This window comes from Nocardia rhizosphaerae, assembly GCF_042650365.1.
GTDB lineage: Bacteria > Actinomycetota > Actinomycetes > Mycobacteriales > Mycobacteriaceae > Nocardia > Nocardia rhizosphaerae.
The window spans coordinates 1-12,906 of record NZ_JBHSBA010000016.1; the positions used below are offsets into that span (position 1 = coordinate 1).

Here is a 12,906-nt window from a genome sequence, read left to right on the forward strand (position 1 = left end):
CGGTTGAAGCCGAAGATCATGTGCTCGTCGTGCCAGGTGCCCTTCTCGTCCGGGCCGCGGTGCCGCTGGCAATGCAGGGCGTCGTAGACCTGATCGACCACCTCGGTCGTCGCCGTATCAGCTGTCAGGAATCCGAGCAGTCCGCACACGGTGTCGGCAACCCTCTCTATCGAAACAAACGGGGACGGCCAGACCTGGCCGTCCCCGAGTATGCCGTATCCGCGGGTCAGTCGTCGGCGAGCACCATCAGCGTCGTCCGCACCGACCACGGGTACGTGCCGGGCGTGTCCTCCACCGATTCGATAAGGACACGGTCTGGGTCGCCCTCGTAGTCCACTGCGAGCACTTTGAATACCGATGCACCGTTCGCGTGTAGACGCACACGCTGACCAACCTCGAACCGCATGAGACCAGACTAGTTCGCGCAGCGAACAAGCAAACACGTGGCGAACATCATCAGTATCCTGACACCTTCGCCCAAGCCCGCGCGCACTCGTCCGCCGTCACGAAGTCCTCACCAGCAAGGTCAACACCCAAACCCCTCGACGCCCTATCGAACGTCGACTCGTTGCGGGCGCCACCAGATGCCGCCCACACCCGGCCGAGGCCCCGCACCCACACGTCCGATCGCTGGATCAGCAACCCGCTCTTGTCGACGATCGACGCACCGAGGTATTCGTAGCCGTCGGAACCGTAGACGAGGACAGCGTGCGCGATCTCGTGGTTCTTGTTCTTCAGCCCGGCGCTCACAGCTGCCACCAGGTCAGCCGGGGCCTTGCTGCATCGGGGGCTCAATCCGGCCGGGAAATCCGGTGACGGCGTCGCGGTGGCGGTGCGCTCCAGCTTCGGTGCCGTTGTCGTCGGTGCCGCCGCGGGGGATGGAGAAGGTGCCGCGGTTGTAGTCGGGTCGGGCAGTGTCGCCCAGGTGGACGGCACGCTGACCGTGGAGGCAGGTTCGTCGTCCTTGATCAGGTTGCCGATGATTGCGAGGGCAACGAAAACTGCGACCACGCCGCCGCCGATCATCCACGCGATCTTGGTGTTCGGCTTCTTCGGTGGCTGCCGCGGCGGAACTGGACGCGGCGGGTAGGGCTGCTGGCCTGGATGAGTCACTAGTTCCCCCTGAGATTGTTGCGCATGGAACCGGTATCGGATTGGGTCGGGCGCGCGTTAGCTGCGGCCCACTCGGCGAGCACCTGGAAGTCCTCGTCCAGCAGCCCCTTCGCCGGATCGACGTAGTGAAGGAGCGCCGCGCCGGCGTGCTCGGTGTCGACGTAGCGGCGATCCCGTGTGCTGATGTCGTCGTCAACCCACGCGAAGGGCCTGCCCGCGGCGTACTCGATCAGCGGCGCTGTCTTGAAGAACGTTCCCTCCGGTCCGAACCGTTTGGTGCCAGGGAACTGGACGACGGGCAGTTTCGGCAGGCCGATCCGCGGGCCGATCATCGTGTTCGCGTCGTGCTCCCACGTCGTCGCCCACACCAACTCGAACACGTCCGTGAGGGCGAGCAGCGCGGGACCATGTGCCGGGTTCAGCCACACCCGCAACGGCTTCACCCGCATCGGCGGCGTGTTCGGGTGCCGCTCCAACCAGGCCGCTGGCGTCAACCGATGCGTCTCGTACCCGGCCGGACGCTTCTCCGGCTTCGCGCCGTACGGGTTGAGCGGGCCGTCAACATCGAGATACAGCAGCGGTTTCATCATCTGAGGTCTCGCTTTCGATGGGCGGCGAGGCTGCCTCGAACCGCGGTCAACACGGACGGGCCGCGCTTGGGGCTGAGGGTGTTGCCGGGCCGCGTGACTTGAACGATCGTGACAGGCGACCAGTCTTGAGTCGCGGCGACCACGCGCCGCAGATCCTCCAGCACGAGCGGCTCGACGACACCGCTGGTCTTCTCCTCAGGCGGCCCACACGTGGGACGTTTCACGACCGCGTAGCCGCCGTGATCGAGTGCCGCTGCGGTGAGCCGGGCAGCGTGCTCGGCCTGCGCGACGGGCATCTCCGGGTCGTACGCCCTCAACGCCGCGGCGATCACAGCCTGGTTGCTATCCATCTCGCTCGTCCTTCTCCTGGTCGTGTTTCGGTTTGCGTTGGTAGGTCTTGCCGGACGGGATCGGCTGCGCGGCCGACGACTGCCGGAGCTCGTGTCGGCGCCGCCACGCCGCGAGGTCGGGACGCTCCTCGGGCTGCTCGTCTTCAGGCACTGCCGCTCCTGAAGGGCACCTTCGTGATGCTGTAGCGGGCGACCCAATCCAGGCCGGGCGTGCGTGCTACGAAGGTTCCGTCGCCGTCATCGCCGGAGAACACGAGGTGCGGGGCAACGGACTTCACCCACTGCTTCGCCGCCATCTTGGTTGGGACCGCCATCACCGGTTGATCGGTGTCGCCGTAGCGGCGCGAGATCTCGGAGACGAGCCACACGTGCTTCACGGTCACGCCTTCCTGCGGAGGGTGGTCCAGCGGCCGAGGCCGTCCATCATTTCGGCGGGGTCGTAGCCGCTGACGGCGTCGTGCCCGTCTTCGGGGTGCTCGGCGTGCTGCCACCAACCACCGGTCGGGCAGTCGACCCAGTCGATGACGCCGTTGCAGGTGCGGCAGGTCGACTCGATCACGGCAGCGCCTTCCACTCGATGTCGGCGTACTCGGCCCGCCAGTCCTGCGGCCGACCGGCCTTGGCCGCGTATCGGTTCGCCTCCTCGACAGACCGTCGAGCGCTCTCCTCGCTCGACGAGGACACCGCGATCGGGAAGCCGTCCTTGTCGGTGCCGATGGTGCGGTAGATGCGGGGCATTTCAAACCTCATTCCAGGTGTTGATGTCGGGTTTCTCGGGCGGGTACTTGTCGCCGTCGTTCTCGTAGCTCGTGTCGATCAAGGTGACGCCGTTGTCGGTAGCGAGCCGGTCGTGCAGGTACGCCTCGAAGTACTCGCCGTCGAGGTCGAAGTCGTCGGGGACGTCGAGCTCGTAGGTGTCCCAACGGCGCACGTCGGCGCCGGTCTCGATACGGATGCGCTTCATGCCGCGTCTACCTGTTCCGTGTCGGCGCACCCGCACGAGCAGCGGGGCGCGGTGAAGTCGGCGGGCACGCACGGCGCCCGGTACACGTCGTGACCGACGCAGTCGTCGCACCGGTTGGTCGGGACGCGCCCCACCTTCACGGTGCCGCTGCGGATCCGGCGCGCGGTCGCCCAGTCGGCCGGGATCTGGCTGATCGGCGCGATGCAGCAGCCGCAAATCATCGTGGTGACTTTGTCGTTCATCGGATGCTCCTCGCGTCGATCGGTCGGTGGGGTGTTGGCGGGGTCGGTGGGGGAGCGTCGTTGATCCCTTGCCGCACACCGTTGGGCGGTGACCCCGCCAACCGGTTCAGGCGACGTAGAAGCCAGTGATGTTGTCGGCGATCACGATCCGCTGGCGGCCAACAACCAGGTGCCCGTCCTCGACCCCCATCAGCGCACCCCAAACGGTGTTGCCGTCGCCATCACGGACTGTCACGGGAACAACTTCGACGGCGTCGCTGAGGATGTCCTTGGCGATGAACTCGACCGCTTCGGCGAAGGTTCCGAGCCAGTTGAGGTCGCTGTTTTCGAGCGTGATTGCCATGGCATTGCCTTTCGATGGTGGTGGCGGTCAGGCCGCGACGAGGTGGGCGGTCCGCTGGTAGGCGCCGAGGCCGTCGCGGATGACGGGCTCGTCGGGGGTGTAGGCGAGGACCTGGCGAGGGCGACTGTTGACGACCTTCCAGATCTGCACGGGCTCGCGGCCCTCGTACGCGGCGAGGTAGGCGCGCTTGATGGCCTTGCCCGCCTGGGAGGCGTAGCGGCGGATCAGCTCAGCGTCCGCGCCGAACCGGTCCAGGATCTGGGACACGGTCACGAACTCGCCCTTGTCGAGCAGGTCGGTCATCCAGAACCCGTTGAGGGAGCGCAGAGCCCGCACCAACGCGACCGTCTTGGCGGCGACCAGGCGCTCGCGGATGATGCGCGCGGCGGCCAGACGGGCGGCGCGGCTGCGGATGTAGGTCGTTACGGTCATCGGGCTCTCCTTCGGTCGGTGCGATGCCTCAACCGTATGACTTGAATGCAAGCAATTCAAGCGATCTGCATTCAAGAAGGCCGATCCGTTACCAACCGCACCCCCCTGTGGGCACCGAACTGCACGGCGCGTGTAGGTGCTGGCCTGCGAACTATCCGATCGCCGGCGCAGTCTTCGCTCAAGTCAACCGAATGTAACGGCTTGAACTCACTCTCCGAAACGCTTGAATTGAAGCGAGTCAACACCCTATGGTCGAGTCAACACCGGCTAGCACCCGGACCGCAGCGAAAGGACCCCGATGACCACCACCGACCCCCGCCCCACCTGCGGGCACGAGGACTGCACCACCTGGCGCGACCCCCACACCGGCGAGCACGTCACCTACTGCGGGTTCGCCATCGAGATGCCGCTGGAGGTAGCAGCGTGAACCCCACCGCCGCGATCGCCGACCTCATCGGCGCCAGCCCGCTCGACTTCACCGGCCACACCGCCCCCTCGAACACGTTCACCGACGAGTGCGAGGAATGCACCGCGACCGGCCTGATCCGCATCGAAATCGGCCACACCCACCGCGCGGGCGGGTGGACCGACACCAGCACCTGGTGCCTCGCTCACGCCGCCGACGCCATCTGGGCGGCCGACATGACCGCTCCCGCCTCGATCGACGTCACCATCGCCGACCTCGCGCTCACCCTGCCCCTCGCCGCCTGATCGGAAGGAAGACCCGATGCTCACCGAAACCCAAGCCCGCACCTTGCTCGGTATCCCGGCCGACAACCGCGTCACCTTCGAAACCGACTGGGACGGCAGCGACTTCGTCGAGACCGAATGCCACGAGGGCGAGTGCCGCCACGGCGACAGGGTCACCGCCTCGGTTCACATCGACTGGACCAAGCCCGGCTACGACGAGGACACCGACGCGCCGAACTCGCTGCACCTGCAGGAGCTCGCGTTCTGCATCGACCACGCGCGCGCCGAGATCGCCACCGCTCTCGACGAGACCGCGCCGTTCGCGCACGACGACGACGTCTACATCAAGGTCGTGGTCAACGGCTGGTACCTGCGGTACGCGGCCCCGACCCTGGCCGCCGCGTGATCACCCGCCACGACGAGCGGGGCGAAACCCTCTACGGCGACGCCCCGCTCATCGACCACGACGGCTACGTGGTCGAAGTGATCGCCGAACCGGGCGACGCCCACATGCACCTCCGGGTCGCCACCAATGCCACCGGGCCCGGACCCAAGATCCGCGCCGACCTCACCACGCCGCAAGTCCGCGAACTTCGCGACCGCTGCGACGCCTACCTCAACGACCACCAGGAGAAGCCATGAACCCCGACCGCGTCGAAGAGTCGACCTGGGATCCCGAACTGGAACGACTCGCGCTCGCCATCTACTGCGCGCTCAACAGCCTCGGCTCCAAGTCCAGCTGGCTGAACGAGCCCAACAGCGTGCAGGTCCGCTACCTCGCCGCCGCGCGCGATGCCCGCAATGCCCTGAAGGACGGCCAAGCATGAGCAAGTTCGAGTACGGCCCCATGGACACCTACGAGATCATCTGGGCCTCCGGCCAGGTCGAGCGCATCGCAGCGCATCAAGTGATCGCACCTCCGAGCGACCTGATGGCCCCGCTTTTCTCTGGCGCGACGGCCACCAGGAAGCGGGCGGGCTGGATGTTCCACGGCGAGGTAGACGGCCACTGGAAGCTGCTCCTGTTCGCCCCGGCGGAGGACATCATCACGATTCGCAACGTCACCCACACACACGACACGGCAGGCGGTGTGGCATGAGCCCCGTCAACGCGCGGCCGAGCGACCCCGCCGTCATCACAGCCCAGCTACGCGAGGAAGTTCTCGCCCTGGCCCACGACCTGCGCTGGGACGGGCATGCAGATCACGCCGCGCGCGCCGAAGCCATCGCTGACAAGTGCGGAGTGACCGATGCGGCTGCCTGACGGATGGACCGCCGAGCGCGGCTCCGGCTGGTGGGAAGTCCACCACCTCATCCACGACCAGTGCGGCATGCGCACCGGCATGGCGTATGACCTGCTTGGGAGTGGCCCATTCGGTGAAAGCGCAGCCCGCCAAGTCGTCTACGGCCACACCTGCGAGGAGAACCAGTGAACACGACCGACCTGTCCAGAGTGGCCGAGGAATACCGCGAGTCGGCCCGGCGGGTGCTGTCCTACGGCCGCCACGCTCGCGTGTTCTGGAAGCCGAACCAGCGCACCGTCGACGAAATCGCCGCTGACAACCCCGACCTGGTCCTCGCCGAGCATTTCGCCACCGTTCCCCGTGACAACCAGGAGGCACGCCATGGGGCGTGAAGTCCGCCGCGTACCCGTCAACTTCGACTGGCCGCTCAACGAAGTCTGGCACGGCTTCCTCCGGCCCGACCGGTTCGACGAAACCCCGTGCCCCGACTGCAAATACGGTGCGTCGCCCGAAGCGCAACACATGCAGGACCAGTGGTACGGCTACGTGCCGTTCCACCCGGCCGAGACCGGGTCCACGCCACTGACGCCGGCGACGCCCGCGGTCCGCGCCTTCGCTGAACGGAACGTGTCCAGGGCCGCTGACTACTACGGGACCGGTGAGGCCGCGATCGTTCGCGAGGCAACCCGCCTGGCCAACCTGTGGAACGGGCAGTGGAGCCACCACCTCACCCAGGACGACGTCGACGCCCTCGTGAAGGGCGACCGGCTGTGGGACCTCACCCGCACCTGGAGCCGGGAAACGGGATGGATAGATGCCGACCCGCCAGTCCACCCGACTGCCGCACAGGTCAACGAGTGGTCGCTGCACGGCTTCGGGCACGACGCGATCAACCGCTGGATCGTGATCCAAGCGCGCTGCGAACGTGAAGGCAACCGACAGACGTGCGCCACGTGCGACGGCCACGGCAGCCTCGAAAAGTGGCGTTGCCAGCGGATCCGCGCCGAACTGTGGGAGCCGACCGACCCGCCGGCCGGTGACGGCTGGCAGCTGTGGGAAACCGTGTCCGAGGGGTCACCGATCACTCCTGTGTTCAGCACGCGCGAAGGGCTGATCAACTACCTGACCAGCTCGCACTACTCTCGCGGCCCCCTCACTTACGAGCAGGCGGCCGGTTTGGTGGACGCGGGCTGGGCTCCGTCGCTGATCGGCACTGCCACCGGTGTCGTGCGCGGCGAACAAGCCATGGGCGGCAACAACTAACCCCAGAACCTTCCCTGCGCGACCGCGGTGCCCCGCCATCATCTGCGCGCGACGGCCGCCCATAGGGGAGCGAGGAGCGCGGCGCCCGAGATCCGACCACCACATCTCTCGGGCGCCGCCCCTACCAACCAGGAGCCACCATGCAACACAACCTGCCGCTTATGCGAGCCATCTCCGAACAAATCCACCGCGACCGCCGCGGATTCAACCAGTCCTACATCCGGCACCGCACCCACGACGGGCACATCGAAATGAACATCGCCGGATGGGCCATCCAGCTCGCCGGCGGCTACCAGTGGATCGGCGACGACTGCGCCACCTACGGACAGATCCGCGTCATGGAACTCGCCGCGCCCAATCGGGTCCGTTTCGCCGATGCCGTCGCCACCGAACTCCTCGGCCTCACCCAAGAGGAAGCCAGCTTCATCCTCATGGCCGCCGACGACAAAATCGCCCGTGGCTGGCTCGACGACGAAGTCTCCCGCCTCACCAACATCGCATTCGAGCAGATCAGCACCTACCTCACCCTCGACAAGAAAGGTCACCTCTCATGAGCAGCCTGCTGGACGCAAGCGACGGATTCGGCTACCACACTCGCCTTTACGGGCGCGTCGAAGACCTCGCCGAGGCCGCTGACTGGGCAGCCCGCGGCCCCGCGCAAGACGCCGCGATCGACCGATACCTGCAAGCCCTGCACGCGGTCTGCCGACTTCGCAGCGAAACAGCTTCAGAGCGGCGGGCGGGCGCGAAGATCCTGGAGATCGTCGCGGGCGAACGCGTCGACGGCTACCCGAAGAAGGCCGCATGACCGCGGTAACTGACGAGCCGACGATGATTGTCACGTCAACGGACGCACAGGTTGCGGTCCTGGTCCACCGCGACGGGCTCGGTGCACCTCTCGCAACACTTGAAACGTCCAATATCGTGCGCGATTCCGTTGTTGCGGTCGCGCTGGACGCCGACGAAGTGACCGCATTGATCCTCAACCTCGCTGGCGCCCTCGTCGAGATGCAACGCCGGTAGCTCGCCGATCGCGGAGCGTAAGACCGGCTCGCCGCTATCCCTTGAAATTGAATCGAATGAATTCTAGGATCAGTACTGAATTCAAGTACGGTTGACGCCCAGGAGGCCACCATCATGAGTAAACCGATCCTGCTCCGCACGGTGGGCCTCCTGGCCGCCATCCCGCTCCTCATCATCGCGTGCCTGATCGCGCCGATCATCGCGGCGGTGCGCCAATGACAGCCCCCAAGCCCGACCCCTTCGCTGGGGCGCCCTGCCGCAGCCCGGAACACACGGCGTGGATCCGCGAGCATCGTGCCAGTCAGTGGGACTACTACATCGACGGCGAAACCAAAGACCAGTCGATCGCACGTCGCCGCCGCTCCGTCGGCATCTGCTTCTCCTGCCCAGCACGGCAAGCATGCCGCGAAAAGCAGGAACAGCTCGACGCCTCCGGCATCTGGGGCGGGCGAGTGTTCCCCGATAAGCCCGAACACCTCGCCGAACAATCGGGCGACATCTACGGCGAGGAGCGAGCGGCATGACCGACATGGTCGAAAACATGCGTGACACCTCGGCGATCGTCGCCGCACGCGACCGCGGCGACCTCGACGGCATCGGACACATCCTCGAATACGGCGACACCGTCGGGATCGTCGTCTCCCTCGCAGACCTCGCCATCGCGCTCGCCGCCACAGCCCGAATGCCGCTGGACAAAGTCCTCAGCCTCCTGCGCGACGGGACCGGATCATGACCAGCACTTGGCCCGACCTGTGGGCAAACCCGGCCTGCGAGTGCAACATCCACCTTCACGGACCATTCGCGCCAGCACCACCCTCGAACCTCTGGGCAAACATTCATGGTTGCCGGGACGTATTCATGTGCTCCGGGTGTCTGGTCCTGCTCGAAGAGGGGTTCGCCAAGCGTGCGCCGATCCGCTGCGCAGAATGCGACCGCACCTTCGCGACCGTCGCCGACTACCTCACATCGGAGGCGATATGAGCGACCCGATAACGGTGACCATCGAATTGCCCTGGTCCCGGCCGCTGCTGTCGATGAACGACCGCGGCTACACGCGGGGTGCGGCGATGGCGAAAGCCTCTAAGATCCGCGAGATCCGGGAAACCGCTATCGCGCTCGCCGTCCACGCCAACCTGCCCCAGGGCCTCGACTACGTGACCGTGCAACTGCACTACCAGCCACTCGATCGACGGCGTCGCGACACCGACAACCTCACGGCCACCGCGAAACCGATCTACGACGGGCTCGCCGCCGGCGGAAAGAACATCCGCGGCTACGGGCTCGTCCCCGACGACACCCCCGAATACATGGCCAAGCCCGAACCGGTCATTCACCCGCCTGTCAAGGGCGAGGGCGGCCGGATGTGGCTCGAAATCACCTACAGCGCAGAGGAAGAAGCAGCATGACCAGCATTATCGGCCACATCGCTCGGTTCATAGGAGGCCCCATGGAACTCGGACACGAACCGTACGTGCCGCGGCTCACCGACACCGCGACGACCCGGTCCGAGTACCAGCTCCACTACAAGAACCCGGAGACCGGAGAGGAATTCAGCCTCCTCACCGACGGCACCCGTGTCTGGGCAGAACGGAAGCAGATGCTCGACGCCGGATATCAGGTGGTCGTGACCAAGCGGTGGATCACCACCAGCGCTTGGGAAATCGTGGAGAAGGCAGCATGAACGACGGCATCGCCGGGGCCCGCGAGTACTACGAGACGCACAGCACGGTCCCCGAGATCACCAGGAGCATCCCCGTCGACCCGGCCAGCACGAACCCGCACGGCGGCCTGCGGAACGCGCGTATCGCAAGCGGCGGCCTCGTGCTCCTCGGCCAAGTCGGCTCCGGCTTGCACGGTGTCACCACCGGCAACGACGACCGCGACGAGATGGGCGTCTGCATCGAAGCGCCCACGATGACCATCCCGGTCACCAAAGACGGTGGGGCCCTGTTCGAGCAGTACGTGTTCCGCACCCAGGCCGAAGGCGTCCGGTCCGGCTCCGGCGACCTCGATCTCACGGTGTACTCGCTGCGGAAGTGGAGCGCGCTCGCCGCCCAAGGCAACCCCACCGTGCTGCTGCTCGCCTTCCTCCCGGAGTCCGAGATTGTCATTCAGACCGACATCGGCCGCGACATTCAAGCCCATCCAGAGCGTTGGCTGTCGCGGGAGGTGGCGAAGCGGTTCGGCGGGTACCTCGTCAGCCAGCGTGACCAGCTGCTCGGGCTCAAGTCGAAGAAGCACACCAACCGCCCTGAGCTGGTCGAACAGTACGGATTCGACTCAAAATTCGCTTACCATATGGTCCGTTTGGGTTTGCAAGGTGTGGAGCTGCTGACCACCGGCCGGATCACCCTGCCGATCCCGGAGCCGGACCGCACCTGGTTGCAGGAGTTGCGCCGCGGCGAGCACACCAAGGAAGAAGCGCTCGACCGGGCCGCCGACCTCCTCGACCAGCTCAACCAGCTCGCCGAAACCGCCGACCTGCCGCCACAACCGGACCGCGCCGAGATCGGCCGCTGGCTCACCGCCACGTACGTGTCGTGGTGGGAGCAGCATGGTCTGATCGGAGGACGGCATGTCTGATCTCGATGAGGTGATCACCCCGTATCAGGCGCGCCTGTACAACGCGGTGATCTATGGAGAGCGGAGCGGCCAGCGGCATGTGCGGGCCGGGATGATGTCGCTGCTGCGGCGAGTGTGGACGTCTCGGCGGCGTTGGCAGGCGCAGGCGTTGGCGGATGCGAAGCTGATCGACTTCATCGGCGCGTTGTGTGAGGCCGAGCAGCGGCGCGCGGGGATCGTCGGTGCGTTCGTGCGCGCGGACCACATCCTGTACGCGCTCTACCCCGATGGTGATCCGCCGCAGGGTTGGGATCAGGTTCGGTCCGCGGCGGAAAGGATTCTCGCGGACGCTGCTTGAAAAATTCGGTGATGCCCGCCACGCGCGTGTTTTGTGTGGCGGGCATTCGGGGTGTCTGGACGGTTTGACTGGCTACATATTCTGTGAATAGCCGAACCGAGGAGGCTGCCGAATGGACCCGGAATATATCGAGCCCGAAGAAGTGGGCGTCGACCCGGAATTCCCGTGGCTCGGATACGAGGATGACGATTATGAGCAAGACTGCAACTAGCCTGGTCGCCGCCGTGGTAGTGGTGTTGACCTGGTGGTTCGTCACGCCCAGATTTCTCGGAGCGATGGTCGCGGCATCGGCGGGTATCAATGACACCGATTGACAAAGGCGTGATCGCACTCTTCTGCATTTCCCACGGCTGCGAAATGTGGCGGGGCCGATACCTCACCAACAGTGAAGCTCGCGCCCTGCAGGTCGCGCACGCGATGCAGCACAACAACCGGCCCATCACGCCAGCCGATTTGTTCGGCGACGAAACGGAGAGCAACGAATGACCACCGAAATCCGGCGCGCCTGGCAGGTAGCTACATGGTTCGACAAGCTGTTCCTGATCATGTGGCCCGCCGCCGCGATCCTGCACGTCACGTTCGGGGACTGGCTGGTCGCCGTGTTCGCTGCCCTGATTGCCCTCGCCGACTTCGCTGCTCTGCAGTACAAGGCGGATGCCGCCGAGTGGAAAGCCAAGTACGAGGCGGCGGTCGCCCCGGCGACGAGCACGAACATCACGATCAGGTCGGAAGACGTGGACTCAGCGGTTCGCCGGTATCGGGAGCACCAGCGCAGCACGTTCGGGTACGACCGCTGATGCTCCATGACGAGGTCGGCGACGACTTCGACTGGCTCGACGGTGAAGACTGCGTCGCCTGCGGAATGCACTGGGCCGACTGCGAATGCTGAACCCGCGGCCACGACCCCGCGAACACCGAACCCGACCCACGGAGCACCCCATGGCCGACGAAACACCGAAATTCGCCAACGGCGGACCCATCACAGGCGAACCGCTGGGCCGACTGGAACGCATCGGCATCGGCGCAGACGGCAGATGCATCCATGACTGGGTCCGAGACGAAGGAGACGACGAACAGCGTGAGTGACGAGCTAGTCGCCGGCGCCCGCGCCGCACTCGCCGACGCCGTCCACGCCCTCGTCGGCATGCAAGTCGAACACGTCGAGCAAAACGGCCGCCAGGTTCCCATCCCGATCGACTCCCTATACGACCAGCTGTGCGAAGCATCCCTCGGCGAACGGCAGGACGGCGGCAGTGTCCGACGGCCCGAACCCGGATCGCGGGCGCCCGGCTGGTCGGACGCACTGTCGCTGCTCGAGCTGATCGACCGCCGGGTAGGGGAGTGGTCGATCGGCGCCGCCGAGGTGCCCGGTCGCGCGGTGACGGCGCGGCGACTGTACGCGCTCGCCGACACCGCCTGGGCACCCGAGGACGTCGCGTACGTGCGCCGACTAGCCGCGCAGGTCGACAGCTGGGCGGTGCGTGTGCGTCGGTTGCTCGACGAGGAGCGGGAATGGGAGTTGAAGGCGCCCTGTCCGTCGTGTGGCGAGATGGTGATTGCCGGTCAGGACGGGTCGGGGGAGACAGTCAGGCAGTACGTGCTGCGCGCGAATCTGTCTGGCGCGGAATGCCTTTCGTGCGGTATGCAGTGGGCACCCGAGTACTACCGGCTGCTTGGCGCGCTGATCGGAGCGCCGACACCGGAGGGCATCTTGGAATAGGGTTGAACGCATT

General features: G+C 66.1%; 36 protein-coding genes. 24 read left to right on the forward strand and 12 right to left on the reverse strand.

The genetic code is table 11. The features are described 5' to 3' along the window. Positions 1-226 precede the first annotated feature (226 nt). The 12 genes from ACFOW8_RS28315 to ACFOW8_RS28370 all read right to left on the reverse strand — a co-directional run bounded on the left by ACFOW8_RS28315 (position 227) and on the right by ACFOW8_RS28370 (position 4,034). Entirely contained in the window at positions 227-406 is a 180-nt protein-coding gene (locus ACFOW8_RS28315; RefSeq protein WP_378554710.1) for a hypothetical protein, read from the reverse strand. Between the two features lie 50 nt (positions 407-456). Then, positions 457-1,113 (reverse strand): hypothetical protein, encoded by a 657-nt coding sequence (locus ACFOW8_RS28320; protein WP_378554712.1) that lies wholly within the window; start codon positions 1,111-1,113, stop codon positions 457-459. Continuing rightward, on the reverse strand, positions 1,113-1,700 hold the full coding sequence (locus ACFOW8_RS28325) for a hypothetical protein (protein WP_378554713.1): 588 nt from the start codon (positions 1,698-1,700) through the stop codon (positions 1,113-1,115). The genes ACFOW8_RS28320 and ACFOW8_RS28325 overlap by 1 nt, the downstream gene beginning before the upstream one ends. Beyond that, positions 1,700-2,053, reverse strand: a complete 354-nt coding sequence (locus tag ACFOW8_RS28330; RefSeq protein ID WP_378554714.1) for a hypothetical protein — start codon at positions 2,051-2,053, stop codon at positions 1,700-1,702. Before ACFOW8_RS28330 ends, ACFOW8_RS28325 begins: the two co-directional genes overlap by 1 nt. Next, positions 2,046-2,204 carry a hypothetical protein gene (locus ACFOW8_RS28335; RefSeq protein ID WP_378554715.1) on the reverse strand — a complete coding sequence of 53 codons (159 nt, stop codon included), beginning with the start codon at positions 2,202-2,204 and terminating at the stop codon, positions 2,046-2,048. The genes ACFOW8_RS28330 and ACFOW8_RS28335 overlap by 8 nt, the downstream gene beginning before the upstream one ends. Continuing rightward, positions 2,197-2,436, reverse strand: a complete 240-nt coding sequence (locus ACFOW8_RS28340) for a hypothetical protein (RefSeq protein ID WP_378554716.1) — start codon at positions 2,434-2,436, stop codon at positions 2,197-2,199. The genes ACFOW8_RS28335 and ACFOW8_RS28340 overlap by 8 nt, the downstream gene beginning before the upstream one ends. Then, entirely contained in the window at positions 2,433-2,612 is a 180-nt protein-coding gene (locus ACFOW8_RS28345; RefSeq protein WP_378554718.1) for a hypothetical protein, read from the reverse strand. Before ACFOW8_RS28345 ends, ACFOW8_RS28340 begins: the two co-directional genes overlap by 4 nt. Further along, positions 2,609-2,791: a hypothetical protein gene (locus ACFOW8_RS28350; protein ID WP_378554719.1), complete on the reverse strand. Its 183-nt coding sequence runs from the start codon at positions 2,789-2,791 to the stop codon at positions 2,609-2,611. Before ACFOW8_RS28350 ends, ACFOW8_RS28345 begins: the two co-directional genes overlap by 4 nt. 1 nt (position 2,792) lies before the next feature. After that, the gene (locus tag ACFOW8_RS28355) at positions 2,793-3,017 is read right to left on the reverse strand and encodes a hypothetical protein (RefSeq protein ID WP_378554721.1); all 225 of its coding nucleotides are present in this window, start codon (positions 3,015-3,017) and stop codon (positions 2,793-2,795) included. Then, positions 3,014-3,259 (reverse strand): hypothetical protein, encoded by a 246-nt coding sequence (locus tag ACFOW8_RS28360; protein ID WP_378554722.1) that lies wholly within the window; start codon positions 3,257-3,259, stop codon positions 3,014-3,016. The genes ACFOW8_RS28355 and ACFOW8_RS28360 overlap by 4 nt, the downstream gene beginning before the upstream one ends. A 106-nt stretch (positions 3,260-3,365) precedes the next feature. Next, positions 3,366-3,602: a hypothetical protein gene (locus ACFOW8_RS28365; RefSeq protein ID WP_378554723.1), complete on the reverse strand. Its 237-nt coding sequence runs from the start codon at positions 3,600-3,602 to the stop codon at positions 3,366-3,368. Positions 3,603-3,629: 27 nt separating this feature from the next. Then, positions 3,630-4,034 (reverse strand): hypothetical protein, encoded by a 405-nt coding sequence (locus ACFOW8_RS28370; RefSeq protein ID WP_378554724.1) that lies wholly within the window; start codon positions 4,032-4,034, stop codon positions 3,630-3,632. 298 nt (positions 4,035-4,332) lie between these two features. Between ACFOW8_RS28370 and ACFOW8_RS28375 the strand changes: the two genes are divergently transcribed. The 24 genes from ACFOW8_RS28375 (at position 4,333) to ACFOW8_RS28490 (ending at position 12,893) form a co-directional block, all read left to right on the forward strand. Beyond that, complete coding sequence (locus ACFOW8_RS28375; protein WP_378554725.1) at positions 4,333-4,461, forward strand: hypothetical protein; 129 nt, start codon at positions 4,333-4,335, stop codon at positions 4,459-4,461. Then, the gene (locus tag ACFOW8_RS28380) at positions 4,458-4,745 is read left to right on the forward strand and encodes a hypothetical protein (RefSeq protein WP_378554726.1); all 288 of its coding nucleotides are present in this window, start codon (positions 4,458-4,460) and stop codon (positions 4,743-4,745) included. The genes ACFOW8_RS28375 and ACFOW8_RS28380 overlap by 4 nt, the downstream gene beginning before the upstream one ends. Positions 4,746-4,761: 16 nt before the next feature. After that, positions 4,762-5,130, forward strand: a complete 369-nt coding sequence (locus tag ACFOW8_RS28385; RefSeq protein WP_378554727.1) for a hypothetical protein — start codon at positions 4,762-4,764, stop codon at positions 5,128-5,130. Further along, the gene (locus tag ACFOW8_RS28390) at positions 5,127-5,366 is read left to right on the forward strand and encodes a hypothetical protein (protein WP_378554728.1); all 240 of its coding nucleotides are present in this window, start codon (positions 5,127-5,129) and stop codon (positions 5,364-5,366) included. The genes ACFOW8_RS28385 and ACFOW8_RS28390 overlap by 4 nt, the downstream gene beginning before the upstream one ends. Next, complete coding sequence (locus tag ACFOW8_RS28395; protein ID WP_378554730.1) at positions 5,363-5,551, forward strand: hypothetical protein; 189 nt, start codon at positions 5,363-5,365, stop codon at positions 5,549-5,551. Before ACFOW8_RS28390 ends, ACFOW8_RS28395 begins: the two co-directional genes overlap by 4 nt. Further along, a complete protein-coding gene (locus ACFOW8_RS28400) occupies positions 5,548-5,823 on the forward strand; it encodes a hypothetical protein (protein ID WP_378554731.1) in 276 nt (91 codons plus the stop codon). The genes ACFOW8_RS28395 and ACFOW8_RS28400 overlap by 4 nt, the downstream gene beginning before the upstream one ends. Next, positions 5,820-5,987, forward strand: coding sequence for a hypothetical protein (locus ACFOW8_RS28405; protein WP_378554732.1), 168 nt, complete (start codon positions 5,820-5,822; stop codon positions 5,985-5,987). Before ACFOW8_RS28400 ends, ACFOW8_RS28405 begins: the two co-directional genes overlap by 4 nt. Next, a complete protein-coding gene (locus tag ACFOW8_RS28410; protein ID WP_378554733.1) occupies positions 5,974-6,156 on the forward strand; it encodes a hypothetical protein in 183 nt (60 codons plus the stop codon). Before ACFOW8_RS28405 ends, ACFOW8_RS28410 begins: the two co-directional genes overlap by 14 nt. Next, positions 6,153-6,359, forward strand: coding sequence for a hypothetical protein (locus ACFOW8_RS28415; RefSeq protein ID WP_378554734.1), 207 nt, complete (start codon positions 6,153-6,155; stop codon positions 6,357-6,359). Before ACFOW8_RS28410 ends, ACFOW8_RS28415 begins: the two co-directional genes overlap by 4 nt. Beyond that, on the forward strand, positions 6,349-7,230 hold the full coding sequence (locus ACFOW8_RS28420; RefSeq protein WP_378554736.1) for a hypothetical protein: 882 nt from the start codon (positions 6,349-6,351) through the stop codon (positions 7,228-7,230). The genes ACFOW8_RS28415 and ACFOW8_RS28420 overlap by 11 nt, the downstream gene beginning before the upstream one ends. A 140-nt stretch (positions 7,231-7,370) precedes the next feature. Further along, positions 7,371-7,784: a hypothetical protein gene (locus ACFOW8_RS28425; protein WP_378554738.1), complete on the forward strand. Its 414-nt coding sequence runs from the start codon at positions 7,371-7,373 to the stop codon at positions 7,782-7,784. Further along, on the forward strand, positions 7,781-8,038 hold the full coding sequence (locus ACFOW8_RS28430) for a hypothetical protein (protein ID WP_378554739.1): 258 nt from the start codon (positions 7,781-7,783) through the stop codon (positions 8,036-8,038). Before ACFOW8_RS28425 ends, ACFOW8_RS28430 begins: the two co-directional genes overlap by 4 nt. Further along, positions 8,035-8,253, forward strand: a complete 219-nt coding sequence (locus ACFOW8_RS28435) for a hypothetical protein (RefSeq protein WP_378554741.1) — start codon at positions 8,035-8,037, stop codon at positions 8,251-8,253. The genes ACFOW8_RS28430 and ACFOW8_RS28435 overlap by 4 nt, the downstream gene beginning before the upstream one ends. Positions 8,254-8,468: 215 nt before the next feature. Further along, positions 8,469-8,777 (forward strand): WhiB family transcriptional regulator, encoded by a 309-nt coding sequence (locus tag ACFOW8_RS28440; RefSeq protein WP_378554742.1) that lies wholly within the window; start codon positions 8,469-8,471, stop codon positions 8,775-8,777. Further along, positions 8,774-8,986 carry a hypothetical protein gene (locus tag ACFOW8_RS28445; RefSeq protein ID WP_378554743.1) on the forward strand — a complete coding sequence of 71 codons (213 nt, stop codon included), beginning with the start codon at positions 8,774-8,776 and terminating at the stop codon, positions 8,984-8,986. The genes ACFOW8_RS28440 and ACFOW8_RS28445 overlap by 4 nt, the downstream gene beginning before the upstream one ends. Before the next feature lie 244 nt (positions 8,987-9,230). Continuing rightward, positions 9,231-9,659, forward strand: a complete 429-nt coding sequence (locus tag ACFOW8_RS28450) for a hypothetical protein (RefSeq protein ID WP_378554744.1) — start codon at positions 9,231-9,233, stop codon at positions 9,657-9,659. Positions 9,660-9,700: 41 nt separating this feature from the next. Then, entirely contained in the window at positions 9,701-9,934 is a 234-nt protein-coding gene (locus tag ACFOW8_RS28455) for a hypothetical protein (protein WP_378554745.1), read from the forward strand. Continuing rightward, complete coding sequence (locus ACFOW8_RS28460) at positions 9,931-10,836, forward strand: DNA polymerase beta superfamily protein (RefSeq protein ID WP_378554746.1); 906 nt, start codon at positions 9,931-9,933, stop codon at positions 10,834-10,836. The genes ACFOW8_RS28455 and ACFOW8_RS28460 overlap by 4 nt, the downstream gene beginning before the upstream one ends. Beyond that, entirely contained in the window at positions 10,829-11,173 is a 345-nt protein-coding gene (locus ACFOW8_RS28465; protein ID WP_378554747.1) for a hypothetical protein, read from the forward strand. Before ACFOW8_RS28460 ends, ACFOW8_RS28465 begins: the two co-directional genes overlap by 8 nt. A gap of 191 nt (positions 11,174-11,364) precedes the next feature. Next, positions 11,365-11,487 (forward strand): hypothetical protein, encoded by a 123-nt coding sequence (locus tag ACFOW8_RS28470; protein WP_378554748.1) that lies wholly within the window; start codon positions 11,365-11,367, stop codon positions 11,485-11,487. A gap of 7 nt (positions 11,488-11,494) precedes the next feature. Then, a complete protein-coding gene (locus ACFOW8_RS28475) occupies positions 11,495-11,659 on the forward strand; it encodes a hypothetical protein (RefSeq protein ID WP_378554749.1) in 165 nt (54 codons plus the stop codon). Beyond that, positions 11,656-11,970 (forward strand): hypothetical protein, encoded by a 315-nt coding sequence (locus tag ACFOW8_RS28480; protein WP_378554751.1) that lies wholly within the window; start codon positions 11,656-11,658, stop codon positions 11,968-11,970. Before ACFOW8_RS28475 ends, ACFOW8_RS28480 begins: the two co-directional genes overlap by 4 nt. A gap of 142 nt (positions 11,971-12,112) precedes the next feature. Then, the gene (locus ACFOW8_RS28485; protein WP_378554752.1) at positions 12,113-12,259 is read left to right on the forward strand and encodes a hypothetical protein; all 147 of its coding nucleotides are present in this window, start codon (positions 12,113-12,115) and stop codon (positions 12,257-12,259) included. Beyond that, positions 12,252-12,893 (forward strand): DUF7341 domain-containing protein, encoded by a 642-nt coding sequence (locus ACFOW8_RS28490; RefSeq protein WP_378554753.1) that lies wholly within the window; start codon positions 12,252-12,254, stop codon positions 12,891-12,893. The genes ACFOW8_RS28485 and ACFOW8_RS28490 overlap by 8 nt, the downstream gene beginning before the upstream one ends. Positions 12,894-12,906 lie beyond the last annotated feature (13 nt).